This is a genomic window from Phytopseudomonas daroniae (assembly GCF_004327275.1).
Taxonomy (GTDB): domain Bacteria; phylum Pseudomonadota; class Gammaproteobacteria; order Pseudomonadales; family Pseudomonadaceae; genus Aquipseudomonas; species Aquipseudomonas daroniae.
On sequence record NZ_QJUJ01000003.1, the window covers coordinates 509,298 to 525,787 of the forward strand.

General features: G+C 61.3%; 16 protein-coding genes and 1 pseudogene. 12 read left to right on the plus strand and 5 right to left on the minus strand.

Translation table 11 applies throughout. The annotated features are described in order from the left end of the window. Nucleotides 1-8 precede the first annotated feature (8 nt). The 9 genes and pseudogenes from DNK10_RS10305 to radA all read left to right on the plus strand — a co-directional run bounded on the left by DNK10_RS10305 (nucleotide 9) and on the right by radA (nucleotide 8,067). Nucleotides 9-1,238, plus strand: a complete 1,230-nt coding sequence (locus DNK10_RS10305) for a beta/alpha barrel domain-containing protein (RefSeq protein WP_131191482.1) — start codon at nucleotides 9-11, stop codon at nucleotides 1,236-1,238. A gap of 75 nt (nucleotides 1,239-1,313) precedes the next feature. Next, the gene (locus DNK10_RS10310) at nucleotides 1,314-2,282 is read left to right on the plus strand and encodes an AEC family transporter (RefSeq protein WP_131191483.1); all 969 of its coding nucleotides are present in this window, start codon (nucleotides 1,314-1,316) and stop codon (nucleotides 2,280-2,282) included. 236 nt (nucleotides 2,283-2,518) lie between these two features. Continuing rightward, nucleotides 2,519-2,762: pseudogene (locus DNK10_RS10315) on the plus strand (type IV conjugative transfer system coupling protein TraD); the annotation flags it as partial. A 427-nt stretch (nucleotides 2,763-3,189) separates the two neighbouring features. Then, nucleotides 3,190-3,426, plus strand: coding sequence for an HP1242/YdcH family protein (locus DNK10_RS25860; protein WP_165493647.1), 237 nt, complete (start codon nucleotides 3,190-3,192; stop codon nucleotides 3,424-3,426). A 361-nt stretch (nucleotides 3,427-3,787) separates the two neighbouring features. Then, complete coding sequence (locus DNK10_RS10325; RefSeq protein WP_208738809.1) at nucleotides 3,788-5,287, plus strand: catalase; 1,500 nt, start codon at nucleotides 3,788-3,790, stop codon at nucleotides 5,285-5,287. Between the two features lie 88 nt (nucleotides 5,288-5,375). Continuing rightward, a complete protein-coding gene (locus DNK10_RS10330) occupies nucleotides 5,376-5,936 on the plus strand; it encodes an ankyrin repeat domain-containing protein (protein WP_131180976.1) in 561 nt (186 codons plus the stop codon). A gap of 96 nt (nucleotides 5,937-6,032) precedes the next feature. Beyond that, nucleotides 6,033-6,311, plus strand: coding sequence for an HP1242/YdcH family protein (locus DNK10_RS10335; protein WP_131173231.1), 279 nt, complete (start codon nucleotides 6,033-6,035; stop codon nucleotides 6,309-6,311). Nucleotides 6,312-6,319: 8 nt separating this feature from the next. Next, nucleotides 6,320-6,574 (plus strand): hypothetical protein, encoded by a 255-nt coding sequence (locus tag DNK10_RS10340; RefSeq protein WP_131191486.1) that lies wholly within the window; start codon nucleotides 6,320-6,322, stop codon nucleotides 6,572-6,574. Between the two features lie 128 nt (nucleotides 6,575-6,702). Further along, nucleotides 6,703-8,067, plus strand: coding sequence for a DNA repair protein RadA (gene radA / locus DNK10_RS10345; RefSeq protein WP_131191487.1), 1,365 nt, complete (start codon nucleotides 6,703-6,705; stop codon nucleotides 8,065-8,067). A gap of 27 nt (nucleotides 8,068-8,094) precedes the next feature. Here the strand turns inward: radA and DNK10_RS25865 are convergent, their stop codons facing one another. The 4 genes from DNK10_RS25865 to DNK10_RS10360 all read right to left on the minus strand — a co-directional run bounded on the left by DNK10_RS25865 (nucleotide 8,095) and on the right by DNK10_RS10360 (nucleotide 10,844). Then, complete coding sequence (locus tag DNK10_RS25865) at nucleotides 8,095-8,244, minus strand: hypothetical protein (protein ID WP_165495975.1); 150 nt, start codon at nucleotides 8,242-8,244, stop codon at nucleotides 8,095-8,097. 128 nt (nucleotides 8,245-8,372) lie between these two features. Then, entirely contained in the window at nucleotides 8,373-8,741 is a 369-nt protein-coding gene (locus DNK10_RS10350; protein ID WP_131180980.1) for a PilZ domain-containing protein, read from the minus strand. Between the two features lie 103 nt (nucleotides 8,742-8,844). Then, nucleotides 8,845-9,471 carry a response regulator gene (locus tag DNK10_RS10355; RefSeq protein WP_131180981.1) on the minus strand — a complete coding sequence of 209 codons (627 nt, stop codon included), beginning with the start codon at nucleotides 9,469-9,471 and terminating at the stop codon, nucleotides 8,845-8,847. Next, nucleotides 9,468-10,844 carry a cache domain-containing protein gene (locus DNK10_RS10360; RefSeq protein ID WP_131180982.1) on the minus strand — a complete coding sequence of 459 codons (1,377 nt, stop codon included), beginning with the start codon at nucleotides 10,842-10,844 and terminating at the stop codon, nucleotides 9,468-9,470. Before DNK10_RS10360 ends, DNK10_RS10355 begins: the two co-directional genes overlap by 4 nt. 225 nt (nucleotides 10,845-11,069) lie before the next feature. Here DNK10_RS10360 and DNK10_RS10365 point away from each other — a divergent pair, with 225 nt between their 5' ends. The 3 genes from DNK10_RS10365 to yjiA all read left to right on the plus strand — a co-directional run bounded on the left by DNK10_RS10365 (nucleotide 11,070) and on the right by yjiA (nucleotide 14,472). Continuing rightward, nucleotides 11,070-13,148 carry a carbon starvation CstA family protein gene (locus DNK10_RS10365; protein ID WP_131191488.1) on the plus strand — a complete coding sequence of 693 codons (2,079 nt, stop codon included), beginning with the start codon at nucleotides 11,070-11,072 and terminating at the stop codon, nucleotides 13,146-13,148. Next, nucleotides 13,141-13,344, plus strand: a complete 204-nt coding sequence (locus DNK10_RS10370) for a YbdD/YjiX family protein (RefSeq protein ID WP_131180984.1) — start codon at nucleotides 13,141-13,143, stop codon at nucleotides 13,342-13,344. The genes DNK10_RS10365 and DNK10_RS10370 overlap by 8 nt, the downstream gene beginning before the upstream one ends. A 162-nt stretch (nucleotides 13,345-13,506) precedes the next feature. Further along, nucleotides 13,507-14,472 (plus strand): GTPase, encoded by a 966-nt coding sequence (gene yjiA, locus DNK10_RS10375; protein WP_131191489.1) that lies wholly within the window; start codon nucleotides 13,507-13,509, stop codon nucleotides 14,470-14,472. A gap of 142 nt (nucleotides 14,473-14,614) precedes the next feature. Here yjiA and rpoD read toward each other — a convergent pair whose 3' ends face one another. Continuing rightward, a complete protein-coding gene (gene rpoD / locus DNK10_RS10380; protein ID WP_131180986.1) occupies nucleotides 14,615-16,462 on the minus strand; it encodes an RNA polymerase sigma factor RpoD in 1,848 nt (615 codons plus the stop codon). Between the last annotated feature and the right edge of the window lie 28 nt (nucleotides 16,463-16,490).

The window sequence follows — 16,490 nt, forward strand, 5'->3', positions numbered from 1 at the left end:
GAATAAATATGGCCCTTCTCAAGTTTCCTGATAATCACACCCCGCGTTACTGTGATTTCAGCATTGACGGAATCCTGGACGAAACTCTCCGGGAAGGTGCAGAGCGCTGCGCATTCTCCGTACCTGCACAAGACAAGATTCCGCTGATCTCCAAAGTTCTCCAATCTGGAGTGCGGGACATTGTTTACGGATCCGGCCCGAAAGACCCGACATATCTCGTCCAGACCATCAACGCTCTTCAGGAAAATGGCGGTCTGCCTGCGGGAACGCGGTTCTCGTTCATCATGCTGCTGAACTGCCATGAACCTATCATGCCGCAGTTCGAGTCCTTTCCGGATGCATTGAAGGACTACCTGACCATCAGCTTCGGCATGGTGTCCCACAAGTCGGAAGAACAACTGTTCGAGCGCACCACGGAACAATTGCGTGCATGGGGCTTCAATAGTTTTCGCGTCAGTCTGCTGAACAACTTCAGCACCGGCATCGACGAAGAGTCCTACGAAAAAATCGCCAAGGATATTGATCGATCCATTGCACAGGACATTCAAACCGTCCGCATCAACGATTCCCTGGGCACGCTCTATCCCGAAGCCATGGCGGTACTGGCGGCCAATTTGCGCCATCAGTATCCGAACACCGATTTCTGTCTTCACGCGCACAACGATCGCGGACTTGGTCTGCAGAACGCGCTGGCCTCGCTCTACCACGGATTCAACATCATCGAAGGTGGCTTTGCCGGAACCGGAAACCGTTCCGGCCTGCCGGCCATCGAGATACTGGATCTGATCTTCAAGGAGCAGAATATCACCATCAAACAACAGCCCCTGGACTCCGCTGCGGTCATCGAGGCGGCCCGGCTGTCGGAAAGGACATTCCTCTCCATGCCCGACCTGTACCGGCCGGTCAGCGGGCATATCGTCAATCAGGAGAACATGGGGGCCGCCAACATTCCGGCGTTCCTAGGTGCTGCGCGCGACATCCCGTACTTCCTCAACAGCACGGGACTGCATGACGCCACGGTGCAGCGCATTCTCCAGGACGAGGGACTCGAATCGGAAGCCAACGACCACCCCACCGTGCAACTGGTCAAGCAAAAGATCGACGCCATTCTGACGGATGCCTATCCGAGGAAGCACGAAGAATTCGAGCGGATACGCGGCGAGTTGATCCGGTTCTATGCCTCCGATGTTATCTACGCCGCCAACGTCGGCCGGTATGCAAGGGACTTCATCGAGTAATCACAGGGCGGCCTCGGAGCGACTTCGAGGCTGGTCTTCTTCCATCCATTCAAACAAATCCAGGGAGGTTCGCCCGTGTTCTTGATCGTCGCCCCAATATTCCTCGTCATCCTAGTCGGCTACGGCTATGGGCGACTGAAACCAGACAGCGGCAGTGCGGACAAACTGATCAACGACTATGTCCTGTACGTTGCGTTGCCTGCGCTGCTGTTCATTGCCGTTGCTCGTGCGGATACAGGAGACCTGAAGCAATGGGGTTTCATCCTGTCCACCCTGATCGGGATCGCAACGTGCTACCTCATCGCCACGCTGATCGCCAAGAGCATGAAGATCGGGTTACCGCAGGCCTCCATCCTCGGCATGGGGGCATGCTACGGCACGACCGGCTACATGGGGGTGCCGATTCTGATCTCTGTCTATGGCGAGCAGGCAGCACTGCCCGCTGCGCTGGCGACGATCCTGCACAACATCCCCGCCATCATGGCCGTGATCATCAGTTGGGACGTGTTCTCCAAGCGCGCGAACGAAGGCGAAGGCCGCACGCCGTTGCTGCACAGCGTGGGCGGTGCAGCGCTGACCACTGTGAAAAACCCGCTGACCATCTCGGTGCTGGCTGGACTCGCCTTTGTCCTGCTCGACATCCGTGTGCCCGTCTTCGTCGAATCCTTTGCCCGCTTCCTGGGCAATGCGGCAGGCCCGACTGCACTGTTCGCACTGGGTCTGGGCCTTGCCCGACTCAACGTGAAGGAGCACCTGAATGCCAAGATCGGCAAAATCGTCGTGCCCATGATCGCGCTGAAGCTATTCGTGCAGCCTGCCGTCACCTTCGCGGCGGCGGTCTATGTCTTCGGCATGGGGCAGGAGCAAGGCCTCTGGCTGGCCGCAGCGGTGGTGATGGCCGCGCAGCCGATTGGCGCCGGTGTGTATGTCTTCGCCAAGAAGTATGACTATCAGCAGGATGTGGTTTCGCTGTCCATCATCGTCTCGTTGCTGCTCGCCCTGGTGACCATTCCGCTGCTGCTGAACCTGTTTCCCGCCGCATGACAGCCGTGCAAAGCAGATTCATCCCTGCAACCAGCAGGCCCGACTGATCCCATATAGGCCAAAGCCCCGGACAACCCGGGGCTTTGTCGCGTCCGCCTTCCTGCCGTTCTCCCGCCGCCGCACACCAATACGGTAGCCGCGAGTTCCCATTGTTTGCGGCCCGAATCCGCCAGCCCCTCCACGATCACGCCATTGCTATCGAGCCGAGGAATGGCGCGATGGTGCTTGCGACCCGGCGTGCCTGCCGCGAAAACGAGTTCTACGTGCTCCATCTCGGCTGGCCGGAGTTCAGCGCTCGCTACAACGCAGTGGCAAGGTTCGGACGGATTTCGGAGGTCGCGACCCATATCGCCGGCCAATTTTGGGGCGAGGGAAATTCAACGGCATTTCGCGAGTTTGCCTGGAGGTTTATCAATGTGATCGCGCGCCCTGATCGAGCTGGGGCAGCGCCCCAACTACCCGCTGATCCAGCGGCATGTCAATGGGGGCTGTCAGTCGATTCGACTGCATTGAATAGGATCAGAATCGGGCGATTTGCACCCGACTACAGTGGCTTCGATTCATCTACCGGGAGCCTGGCCATGCATTGTCGATTACTCCGCTCAGGCCGAAACAAAAAGCGCCGCCAGCGCAGCAATCTTGCCTATGCCACCCTGGCCGAGCCGTTCGAGGATGCCGCCCCTCGTATCGAAAACGGCATCGAGCGACCCGCCTGCCTGCCGTTGACGGTGCTCAAGCCGCGGCGTTCCGGTCTGCGTGAGGATCTGGCGGGGTGGGCGCAAGTCGCAGGCGATTGTTATGGCTGCTGCTGCGGCAGGAATTGCGGGGCTGCATCTCGTCGGACAGTTGCATGCGCAGCGTTGGTCTAAGGTCAATCCTTGAACAGCCATATGAAGAGGAGTGCTCCATGACCGCCGAGCATAATCTGCGTGAGGAGTTTCGTGAGTATGGAGATACGCTGACCGAGCGCCGCAAGAGCAACCCGGGATTCGATGGCCTGGTTGGGCGCTATCAGGATCTGGATAAGCGTATCGTCGAACTCGAATCAGGCAACCAACCTTTTGATGACGAAACCCTGGGGCGGCTGCGCCGCGAGCGGGTGCTGCTCAAGGACAGGATCGTCCAGCAACTGGCAGATGCCTGAGGGCTACAGGTTTTTGGCCGAGGTGTGATCCGCCACGCCCGGATCATGCCTGAGGCCTGCTCTGCAATGTTGGGTTACTCATGGCCAATCGGCGTCGCCGCAGTCTCAGATTGCTGGCCTGGACGTCGTCAGGCCTTCAACCAGTATGGGCGTTTCTGATCGCTTCGGCATGTCGAACAGGCCGTAGCAGCTTTGCAGAAAATCGAGCAATAACCATTGCCTATGGAGGCGCTGTCCTTTTTCAATTTAGAGCCGAACCGGGAGCCTCGTAGGCTTGTTGGGCGCATGACGCGCTCATCCCTACAAAGAAGAGGACTCCTCCATGAAATCCCGGACTTCATGGGCACCCGCCCTTGGCTTGATGACGGCGACACTGTCCGCCGCGCTGTTTTCCCTTTCCGCGCACGCCGCTCCTCTGACCCGTGACAACGGCGCGCCGGTCGGCGACAACCAGAATTCGCAGACCGCCGGCAGCACCGGCCCGGTCTTGCTGCAGGACGTGCAACTGATCCAGAAGCTGCAACGCTTCGACCGTGAGCGCATTCCCGAGCGCGTGGTGCACGCACGCGGCACAGGAGCCCATGGCGAATTCACGGCCAGCGCCGACATTTCCGACCTGACCCGCGCCAAGGTCTTCACCCCCGGCACCACCACGCCGGTGTTCGTGCGCTTCTCCAGCGTGGTGCATGGCAACCATTCGCCGGAAACCCTGCGCGATCCCCGCGGCTTCGCCACCAAGTTCTACACCAGCGAAGGCAACTGGGATCTGGTCGGCAACAACTTCCCGACCTTCTTCATCCGCGACGCCATCAAGTTCCCGGACATGGTGCACGCCTTCAAACCCGACCCGAACACCAACTACGGCAGCGACCGCACCCTGTTCGACTTCTTCAGCCATGTGCCGGAAGCCACCCGCACCCTGACCCAGCTGTTCTCCAACGAAGGTACGCCAGCCAGCTACCGGCACATGGACGGCAACGGCGTGCACGCCTACAAGCTGGTCAACGACAAGAACGAGTACCGCTACGTCAAGTTCCAGTGGCGCAGCCTGCAAGGCACCAGGAACCATGACCCGCGGCAGGCGGAGCAGGTTCAGGGCAAGGACTTCAACCACATGAGCCGCGACCTGATCACCGCGATCAACGCTGGCGACTATCCGAAGTGGGATCTGTACATCCAGGTTCTGGAGCCGGCCGACCTGGCCAAATACGACTTCGATCCGCTGGACGCCACCAAGATCTGGCCGGACGTGCCCTTCAAGAAGATCGGCCAGATGGTGCTGAACAAGAACCCGGACAACGTCTTCCAGGAAACCGAGCAGGTCGCCCTGGCACCGGCCAACCTGGTGCCGGGTATCGAGCCGTCCGAGGATCGCCTGCTGCAAGGCCGCCTGTTCTCTTACGCCGACACGCAGATGTACCGCCTGGGCGCCAACCATGCCTTCCTGCCGATCAACCAGGCCAAGGTCGCGGTCAACAACGGCAACCAGGATGGCGCGGCGAACATCGGCCACACCACCACCGAGGTGAACTACGAGCCCAGCCGTATCAATCCGCGTCCGGCCACCGAGCATGCGCGCTACAGCAACCTGCCGCTGAGCGGCAGCACCGAGCAGAAGAAGATCCAGCGCGAGCAGAACTTCAAGCAGGCCGGTGATCTGTATCGCTCCTACGACAAGAAGATGCAGGGCGACCTGATCGCCAGCCTGGGCGGTGCCCTGTCCGGCGCCGAAGACGAGAGCAAGCACATCATGCTGTCGTTCTTCTACAAGGCCGATGCCCAGTATGGCGAGGGCCTGACCAAGGTGGCCAAGGGCGACCTGGCACAGGTCAAGTCGCTGGCCGCCGAGCTGCAGGACTGATTCACCAGTCTACCCGCGATGCCGCTTTTCCCGGGCATCGCGGCTACTGTGCAAGCGGGAACGGCCAGTGGCCGTTCGGGAGCTTCCCATGCTACGTACGATATGTTTCGCGGTGGCGCTGACCGGCGCCGTACCGCTGCTGGCCGACACGCCGCCGGCCAGCGATGCCGAAGGCATCCAGGCGCAACTGCGCGATTACTATTTCCAGGCGGCGCGCGCGGGCGATAGCGCCATGCTCGACGAATTCATCCAGGCCGGCTACGACCTCGGCACCGCCGACGACAAGGGCTACACCGCCCTGATCCTCGCCGCCTACCACGGTCACCGCGAGGCGGTGGAGCGCCTGCTGGCCGCCGGCGCCGATGCCTGCGCCCAGGACAAGCGCGGCAACACCGCCCTGATGGGCGCCATCTTCAAGGGCGAGTTGCGCATCGCCAAGCGCCTGCTCGACGCCGGCTGCAACCCCGACCAGCGCAATGGCAGCGGCCAGACCGCGGCCATGTACGCGGCGCTGTTCCAGCGCAAGGACGTGCTCGACGCCCTGGCGGACAAAGGCGCCGACCTGAGCGCCGAGGATGCCTTCGGCAACAACGCGCAGCGCCTCGCCCGGGGCGATATCCGCACGCGTTGGCAGCAGGGCCAGCCTTGACCGGCGTCGCGCCCGCCGAGCGGGGTTGACCCGGATCAACGGCAGGGCAGCCGCGGGCGGTTAGGCTGCAGGCTGATTCCCATCAGGAGCGCTGCCATGCACGTCGACCACCATCCGCTGATCCATGACTTCCCCCAGTGGCGCGCCCAACTGCATCACCTGCGCCAGGAAGACGCCGGCTTCGCCCACCAGGCCGAGGAATACGAAGCCCTGGACAAGCGCATCTGCCGTATCGAGGACGGCATCGAACGGCTCGACGATGCGGCCCTGGGCCAGCTCAAGTCGCAGCGCCTGGCGCTGAAGGACGACCTGGCCCGCCGTCTCAAGCGCGAAGCCGGCCAGTGCTGCGGATGCGGCAACGCCTGCCGCGGCTGAGCCGCCCCATGACGGCCAAGGTTTGTTTGCCGGTCGCCGATACCGGCGGGCCGCGTGCCGACTGGCGGCAATTGTGTCGTTGCGCGCCGGCGTTCGCCCTGTTGACGGGCGAGTATGAACGGCTCGACGAGCGCGTCTTCCGTGAAGAGGGCGCGGAGGCGTGGAACGCTCGCCGCTGCGCAGGCAACGCGCGGTTGGAAAGCGCTATAGCGCTGCAGTTGCAGCGCTGCCAGGGCGGCTGCAGAGGTTTGTCCGGCCATTGAGTCGGTCGACTGCCATGGCCGGCGACCCGAATCCGGCTCGGGTCTTGGCGTTCAGGCCCTCAGTGAAGCTGTAAATATATCCAGCTATTTCGTATCATCCGGACTTCGTCTGCACAGGAGTCCTCCCCATGGCCAAGGCCAAACGCTTGTATGGCTGCACCGAGTGCGGCGCGACCTTTCCCAAGTGGGCCGGGCAGTGCGGTGAGTGCGGCGCCTGGAACACCCTGACCGAAACCATGCTCGAAGCCGGTTCGGCGACGCCCAGCGGGCGCGGCGGCTGGACGGGCGCGCAAGCGCAGCTCAAGACCCTGGCCGAAGTCAGCGTCGAGGAAATGCCGCGTTTCTCCACCGCGTCCGCAGAACTTGACCGCGTGCTTGGTGGCGGCTTGGTGGATGGCTCGGTGGTGCTGATCGGCGGCGACCCCGGCATCGGCAAGTCGACCATCCTGCTGCAGACCCTGTGCAATATCGCTCAGCGTTTCCCGGCGCTTTACGTCACCGGCGAGGAGTCCCAGCAGCAGGTGGCCATGCGCGCCCGGCGCCTGGGCCTGCCCGAAGACAAACTCAAGGTGATGACCGAGACCTGCATCGAAAGCATCATCGCCACCGCCCGCCAGGAAAAACCCAAGGTGATGGTGATCGACTCGATCCAGACCATCTTCACCGAGCAGCTGCAGTCGGCGCCCGGCGGCGTTGCCCAGGTGCGCGAGAGCGCAGCGCTGCTGGTGCGCTTCGCCAAGCAGAGCGGCACAGCGATCTTCCTGGTCGGCCACGTTACCAAGGAAGGCGCGCTGGCGGGGCCGCGCGTGCTTGAGCATATGGTCGACACCGTGCTGTATTTCGAAGGCGACCCCGATGGCCGCTTGCGCCTGCTACGTGCGGTTAAGAACCGCTTTGGCGCGATCAACGAGCTGGGCGTGTTCGGCATGACCGACAAGGGCCTCAAGGAAGTGAGCAACCCCTCGGCGATCTTCCTCACCCGCGCCCAGGAAGAAGTGCCGGGCAGTATCGTCATGGCCACCTGGGAAGGTACCCGGCCGATGCTGGTGGAAGTGCAGGCGCTGGTCGATACCAGTCACATGAGTAACCCACGCCGGGTGACCCTGGGCCTGGATCAGAATCGCCTGGCCATGTTGCTGGCGGTGCTGCATCGCCACGGCGGCATTCCCACCTATGATCAGGACGTGTTTCTCAACGTGGTCGGTGGAGTGAAGGTGTTGGAAACGGCGTCCGATCTGGCGTTGATGGCGGCGGTGATATCCAGCCTGCGCAACCGGCCGCTGCCTCACGATCTGCTGGTGTTCGGCGAGGTTGGCCTGTCGGGCGAGATCCGCCCGGTGCCAAGCGGTCAGGAGCGTCTGAAAGAGGCGGCCAAGCACGGCTTCAAGCGCGCTATCGTGCCCAGGGGCAATGCGCCGAAGGAGGCGCCAGCCGGTTTGCAGGTAGTTGCCGTTACGCGGCTTGAGCAGGCACTGGACGCGCTCTTCGAATAAGAGCGCATCCTGGCCGCGTCGCCTGGTTCAGTGGATCAGGCAGACGGCATCGGCGTATTGGCGACGCTGCATACGCTGGCCAATACGCGCGATCCAGGCGCTGGAGCGTGCCGGTCGTGGTGCTGCCTGACGCTGCGAAGGGAAGTCGATTGCCTTGGCGATAGGGGCGCTGATCATGACGATGCCTCCGTGGGGAATGTTCCCCTGTTGGGTTCGTCTTTATCCTGCGGCCGGGCCTGTCGAAGAATCTTGATCGAGGTCAATTATCGTCGGCACCTGGCCGCGGCAGGACGCCGCACGGCCTGCTATTCGTCCTCGCAGAGCGCTGCCAGCTCCCGCTCCAGCAGGTGTTCATCGCCCAGATTGAGTTCGACCAGGCGGCGTAGGTGGCTCATGGAATCGAGATCGATGTGGTGGCAGAGGAAGCCCAGCACGCGCTCTTCGCGGTGTACCAGTTCCACTTGCATCGCGACCTGCAGCTTGTCGTCGAGGGTGATGCGTACCAGATAGTCCTGGCCGGCATCGTCGTCCCAGTTCCACGGGCGGCGCACCAGAACGCCTTTGAACGAGATGTCGTGAAGCTCCACTTGCCAGCTCCGTTCGCCCTGGACGATCTCGGCGGGGGCGTCGAAGGCGATGCGCTGGAAGCGTCGGCGTTCGTGGTTGTCACTCATGGGCGTTGTCCTCTGTTTGTTTGTCCACTATAGCTAAGCTCACTTGCCGACGCCGTCATAACGGCTGTTCAGGCGAATAGTGGATTGCTCATGAGGTTGCTCGTTACGTCTCTGGTGCCCATCCGTATTCCATGGCGTGCTTGACCAGATCGGCCGGCTTTTCGATGTCGAGTTTGCGACGGATGTTCAGGCGGTAGGTTTCCACGGTGCGAACGCTGATCTGCAGCTCTCTTGCCATCGCTTTGTTGTTCAGGCCTTGCGCCATCATCAGCAGAACCTGGCGCTCGCGTGGCGTGAGCTCGCCTTCTTCGCTTTCTTCCTGAGCCAGCTTCCGTGCCACGTCGCCGCTGTAGAAGCGTCCACCGACCGCCAGCACATCGATGGCGGAGATGATTTCCTGGGACGGTGCTTCCTTGAGGACATAACCCGACGCCCCCATACGCAACGAGCTGCTGACGTATTCCTGATTGTCGTACATGCTCAGGATCAGCACTTTGATCGCCGGGTAGCGCTTCTTGATGATGCCGGTCAGTTCCAGGCCGTTGATGTCCTTGAGACCGATGTCCATCAGCAGGATGTCGGGTTGTGCGTGGGCGAGCAGTTCCAGCGCTTCGCTGCCGTTGCCGGCCTCGCCGACGATCTCGAAGTGCTCGACCATCGACAGCAGCGTACGTATGCCGTCGCGCACCAGAACATGGTCGTCGACAAGCGCGATGCGGATCGTCTTCATAACTGCTGATCCTGGGTGTGTGGCGTGACGGCAGAGAGTAACAGGGCAACGTTGAGTACGGTGCCGGAGGAGCTCGAGGTGATGTTGAAACCACCGCCAAAGTGCTCGACCCTCTCGCGGATATTACGCAAGCCGATGCCACCGCTGTGTTGTTCGGCCTCGCGCGGGCTGAAGCCGCCACCGTCATCGCCGATGCGCAGGTTCAAGCTACGGCCGTCGCCTGTCAGGCTGATTGCCACGCGGGTAGCGTGGGCATGGCGTTCGATGTTGGTCAGCGCTTCCTGCAGGATGCGAAACAGGGCCACGTTCATGTCGTCGCTCAGTCGGGTATCGCCCAGGCTGTTGTCATAGGTCACGCTCAGTCCGCTGCGTTGCTCGAACTCACTGGCCAGTTGGCCAATCGCCGAGGCCAGGCCGAGGGTGTCGAGCAACGACGGGTGCAGGTCGTGGGAAATCCGACGCACTTCTCCGATTGCCCCCGCCAGGCGTTCGATACCTTGGCGCAGGGTTCTGGCGGCGCCGGACTTGCCGGCATCCAGTTCGTGGCCTGCCAGCTCGAACTGGAACTTGATCGACACCAGCAACTGGCTGATACCGTCGTGCAGCTCGCGAGACAGGCGCGAACGTTCCTCTTCCTGAGAGGTGATGATGCGCTGGGTCAACTGTTGCAGTTTGCGGTCGGCCAGGCGGTGTTCGCTGACATTGAGAGTCAGACCACTGGCGAACACCAGCAGAACGGCGATCAGGGCGACTACGGCGATGGCGAGCATGGTGGTGCGAATACCGCTGCCGACATCATGGCGAACCTGGGCGATGGCGTTATCGACATCTTCCAGGTAAATGCCGGTGCCGAGCATCCATCCCCAGCGATCGAGCACGGTGACGTAGGCGAGCTTTTCGGCCATTTGCCCGGTGGAGGGTTTCTGCCAGCCGTAACGCTGAAAGCCGTTGCCATCCGTTGCGCTGCGGATCAAGGCCTGGATTACCAGCAGGCCGTGGGAGTCCGTCATGTTCCACAGGTTCTTGCCGACCAGCCCGCCCTGACGCGGGTGCATCAGGTTCTTGCCGTTGCGGTCGTAGACGAAGAAGTAACCGTCGCTGCCAAAGTTGATGCGAGCCAGTAGGGCCAGAACCTGGCGCTTGGTTTCGTCGTCATCGAGACCGCTCTCGTACAGCGGCCCGATGGTGCTCAGGGCCATTTCCACATAGTGCTTTAGCTCGGTCTGTTTGCTGCTGAGGATGCTGCGCTCGATGAGCTGGGCCTGCTGATTGCCCAGGCGCTGGTTCTGTACCAGAACCAGCAGGCAGACCACGGCCACGGCCAACAGCATGGGCAATAGGCTCAGGGCGACGATCTTGTGCTTGAGTTGCATCGATTCACTCCGGGCTGAACGTTGGTCGGGGCTGGAGGCTGGCAGAGCATACATAACCCCGCAATTGATCGGCTGTGGACTGCGTAGTTCTACGTAGGTGGTCGTGGGTAGTTTTGCGAATTACCGGGAAGGGGGGCTTGGATGGATAGTTGCGGGGCTCCAATTTCCGGAGCACAACAATAACAATGAGTGTCGCGGATCAAGGTCTGCGGCAGGAGATGTTCAATGACCAGAATGGCTAGCCATATCGCCTGGTTTGCCGTTGCCGTACTGGGCGCCTTCGCGCTGGGTACCGTGGCGCTGAATCGCGGTGAGTCGATCAATGCCTTGTGGATTGTGGTTGCTGCCGTGGCGATCTATCTCGTCGCATATCGTTACTACAGCCTGTTCATCACCAACAAGGTGATGCAGCTAGACCCTACCCGCGCGACCCCCGCCGTACTCAACAACGACGGCCTGGACTACGTCCCGACCAACAAACACATCCTCTTCGGCCACCACTTCGCCGCCATTGCTGGCGCTGGCCCGCTGGTGGGCCCGGTGCTCGCTGCACAGATGGGTTATCTGCCAGGCACCCTTTGGCTGATCGCCGGTGTGGTACTGGCCGGTGCGGTGCAGGACTTCATGGTGCTGTTCATTTCCACGCGCCGTAACGGCCGCTCCCTGGGCGAGCTGGTGCGTGAGGAAATGGGCCAGATACCGGGCACCATCGCCCTGTTCGGCGCCTTCCTGATCATGATCATCATCCTCGCGGTGCTCTCGCTGATCGTCGTCAAGGCGCTGGCGGAAAGCCCATGGGGCATGTTCACGGTGATGGCGACCATTCCCATCGCCATGTTCATGGGCATCTACATGCGCTATATCCGTCCGGGACGGATCGGCGAGATCTCTCTGATCGGCGTGATCCTGCTGCTCGGCTCTATCTGGCTCGGTGGGGTGATCGCCGCCGACCCGGTGTGGGGCCCGGCTTTCACCTTCACCGGCATACAGATCACCTGGATGCTGATCGGTTACGGTTTTGTCGCCGCGGTACTACCGGTATGGCTGATCCTGGCGCCACGCGACTACCTGTCGACCTTTCTCAAGATCGGCACCATCATCGCCCTCGCCATCGGCATTCTGGTGGTCATGCCCGAGCTGAAGATGCCGGCGCTGACCCAGTTCACCGACGGCACCGGCCCGGTATGGAAGGGCACGCTGTTCCCCTTCCTGTTCATCACCATCGCCTGCGGCGCGGTATCCGGCTTCCACGCTCTGATCAGCTCTGGCACCACGCCCAAGTTGCTCGCCAACGAATCCCATGCTCGTTACATCGGTTACGGCGGCATGCTGATGGAATCCTTCGTGGCCATCATGGCCATGGTTGCCGCGTCGGTGATCGAGCCAGGCGTGTACTTCGCCATGAACAGCCCGGCAGCGCTGGTCGGCTCGGATGTCCAATCGGTCGCCGCTGCGGTCAGCAGTTGGGGCTTCGTGATCACTCCGCAAGAGCTGGAAGCCGTTGCTCGAGATATTGGCGAGAACACCATCCTGGCCCGTGCCGGTGGTGCGCCGACCCTGGCCGTGGGCATCGCGCAGATTCTCCACAGCGTGCTGCCGGGTGAGAACACCATGGCGTTCTGGTACCACTTCGCGATCCTTTTCGAGGCGTTGTTCATCCTCACGGCGGTGGACGCTGGTACCCGTGCCGGGCGCTTCATGCTGCAGGATCTGCTGGGCAACTTCGTGCCTTCCCTGAAGCGTACCGAGTCCTGGTTCGCCAACGTCGTTGCTACCGCAGGTTGCGTGGCGTTGTGGGGCTGGCTGCTCTATCAGGGTGTGATCGATCCGCTGGGTGGCATCAACACCCTATGGCCACTGTTCGGTATCTCCAACCAGATGCTCGCCGGCATCGCCCTGATGCTCGGCACCGTGGTGCTGATCAAGATGAAGCGCGAGCGCTATGTGTGGGTGACGTTGATCCCGGCCACCTGGCTGCTGATCTGCACCACTACCGCAGGGCTGATCAAGCTGTTCGATCCGGATCCGGCCGTTGGCTTCCTGTCCCTGGCCAGTAAATACCAGGATGCCCTGGATGCCGGCCAGATTCTGGCGCCGGCCAAGGATATTGGCCAGATGCAGCACGTGATCTTCAACGCCTACACCAACGCCACCCTGACCGTGCTGTTCCTGTTCGTGGTGCTGAGCGTGCTGTTCTACGCCATCAAGGTCGGGCGTGCTGCCTGGGGCAGGGAGTTTCGCACCGATCAGGAGGCCTCATATGAGGCCATTCCTGACGACGCACCGGAGGTGGCCCGTGTTTAATGATCTCAGCCGTATGGGCAAGTACCTTGGCCAGGCCGCGCGGATGCTGGTGGGCATGCCCGATTACGATACCTATGTCGAGCACATGACCAGAAAGCATCCTGACCAGCCGGTGATGAGCTACGAAGCCTTCTTTCGTGAGCGCCAGGAAGCGCGTTATGGTGGCGGCAAGGGGCGGCCGATCCGCTGCTGCTGAAGGGCAGCGGCAAGCTTCAAGCCTCACGCTGCAAGTGGATGGCGGTGACTGCTGTGGTAGTTCACCGCCATTGATTTTGTGCTGTCTTACCATCAAGCCCAAGGCGGCTGTTGCTTCTACTTGCAGCTTGTCGCTTGAAGCTTGTAGCTCCAAGGAACGCTCATGTCCTTTTCCCCCATTCCGGTCACCGTGCTCAGTGGCTTTCTCGGTGCCGGCAAGACCACCCTGTTACGCCATGTGCTCAAGGCCGAACATGGCCTGAAGATCGCGGTGATCGAAAACGAATACAGCGAAATGCCCATCGACAGCCAGTTGCTTGGTAGCGAGCCGGTACAGGTGATGACCCTGGCCAATGGCTGTGTCTGCTGCTCGATCCATGTCGAGCTGGAGAAGGCGCTGTTCCTGTTGCTGGAAAAACTGGATAGCGGCGAGCTGGCCTTCGACCGGCTGGTGATCGAGTGCACCGGGCTCGCTGATCCAGCACCGGTGGCGCAGACCTTTTTCGCCACCGAGGAGTTGTGCGAGCGCTATGTGCTGGACGGCATCATCACCCTGGTGGACGCCGCCAACGCCGAGCGCCACTTGCAGGAAACCATCGCTCAGGCCCAGGTCGGGTTCGCCGACCGTATCCTGCTGAGCAAGACCGACCTCGTCGATGAGGCCGCCCGAGGGGCATTGATCCAGCGCCTGCAGCGGATCAACCGACGGGCGCCAATCCGCCTGGTGGAGCACGGGCGTATCGACCTGAGCGAACTGCTCGACGTGCGCGGCTTCAACCTGAATGCCGATATCGCACCGAGTCTGCGCCCTGTGGTGCCTGGCAAGAGCAGCGACCGTATCTCCACACTGGTGCTCACTAGCGATACGCCGCTGGATCTGGATCGGCTTTCCAGCTTTATGGAAACCTTGCTGGAGGAGCACGGTAATTCCCTGTTGCGTTACAAGGGGGTGCTCGATATTGCGGGCGAGCCTCGGCGCATGGTGTTCCAGGGCGTGCTGCGGTTATATGGTTTCGACTGGGGCAGCGAGTGGGGCACGGACGAGAAGCGTGAAAGCGTGATCGTCTTCATTGGCGACAACCTGCCTGAAGAGGCGATTCGCCAGGGGTTTGCCGAGCTCAGCGCCTAAACGTTATATCGCAGGCGAAAAAATGCCGGGCAGCTTGCGCTGTCCGGCATTTTTTATGGCTGGCCATCCCTGGCCGTCACCCTACGGGCCGTCGCAAGCGACGTTAAAAATGGCTCCCGGCCATTTTTATACCCATGAAACCTTACTCGTCGAGGAACGAGCGCAGGTGTTCGCTACGGGTCGGGTGACGCAGCTTGCGCAATGCCTTGGCTTCGATCTGACGAATACGCTCACGGGTGACATCGAACTGCTTGCCCACTTCCTCGAGGGTGTGGTCAGTGTTCATGTCGATACCGAAACGCATACGCAGCACCTTGGCTTCGCGTGCGGTCAGCCCGGAAAGCACTTCGCGAGTGGCTTCCTTGAGGCTTTCCACGGTGGCTACATCGATCGGGGACTGCATGGTGCTGTCCTCGATGAAATCGCCCAGGTGCGAATCTTCGTCGTCGCCGATCGGGGTTTCCATGGAGATCGGCTCTTTGGCGATCTTCAATACCTTGCGGATCTTGTCCTCAGGCATTTCCATGCGCTCGCCCAGTTCTTCCGGAGTGGGCTCGCGGCCCATTTCCTGAAGCATCTGACGGGAGATGCGGTTGAGCTTGTTGATTGTCTCGATCATGTGCACCGGAATACGGATGGTGCGTGCCTGGTCGGCAATCGAGCGAGTGATCGCCTGACGGATCCACCAGGTGGCATAGGTCGAGAACTTGTAGCCGCGACGGTATTCGAACTTGTCCACCGCCTTCATCAGACCGATGTTGCCTTCCTGGATCAGATCGAGGAATTGCAGGCCACGGTTGGTGTACTTCTTGGCGATCGAGATCACCAGGCGCAGGTTGGCTTCGACCATCTCTTTCTTCGCGCGGCGGGCTTTCGCCTCACCGATCGACATGCGACGGTTGATGTCCTTGATCTCGGCCAGCGTCAGGTCGCTCTCGGTCTGCAGAGCGATCAGTTTCTGCTGGCAGCGCTGAATGTCAGCCTGCAGGTTGCCGATGGCTTCCGCATACTTGGATTTGCCCTTGGCCAGGCTGGCAGCCCAGTCCAGATCCACTTCATTGCCTGGGAACAGGCGCAGGAAGTCGGCGCGCGGCATGCGTGCATCACGTACGCACAGCTGCATGATGGCGCGTTCCTGACCACGCAGGCGATCCAGTGCTTCACGTACGCGCACCACCAGGGCATCGTACTGCTTGGGCACCAGTTTGATCGGCATGAACAGCTCGGCCAGGGCCTTGAGTTCTGCGATGGCCTGTTTGCTGCTGCGGCCATGCTTTTTCAGCGCTTTCTTGGCGATTTCCAGCTGATCGGAGACCGCGGTGAAGCGGCGCAGGGCCTCTTCTGGATCCGGGCCGCCATCGCCTTCTTCTTCCTCGTCGTCGCTGTCGCCGTCTTCTTCGTCATCGTCCTTGTCATCGGCAGCGTCACCGGCCGCAGCGGGCACGGGTGCAGCAGCTTCGGCAGGAACGACGCCGTCATCCGGATCGATGTAGCCACTGAGTACTTCGACCAGGCGGCCGCCCTCGGTGGTGACGCGAGTGTATTCAGCGAGAATGCCGTCGACGGTACCTGGGAAGTGGGCAATTGCACCCATTACTTCACGGATGCCTTCTTCGATCCGCTTGGCGATTTCGATCTCGCCTTCGCGGGTCAGCAGCTCCACGGTACCCATTTCACGCATGTACATGCGCACCGGGTCGGTGGTACGGCCGATATCGGTTTCAACCGCAGCCAACGCAGCAGCGGCTTCTTCAGCTGCGGCTTCGTCGGTGTCGGCATCGGCCAGCATCAGGGCGTCTGCATCCGGAGCACTCTCGTGTACCGGGATCCCCATGTCATTGATCATGCGGATGATGTCTTCCACCTGCTCAGGATCTGAAATATCCTCGGGCAGGTGGTCGTTGACCTCTGCGTAAGTCAGATACTTCTGCTCACGACCCAGGGTGATCAACTCTTTGATACGAGATTGCTGTTGCGCTTTTCCGGACATAACACCCTATCCACTGAAGGTCTTGGCG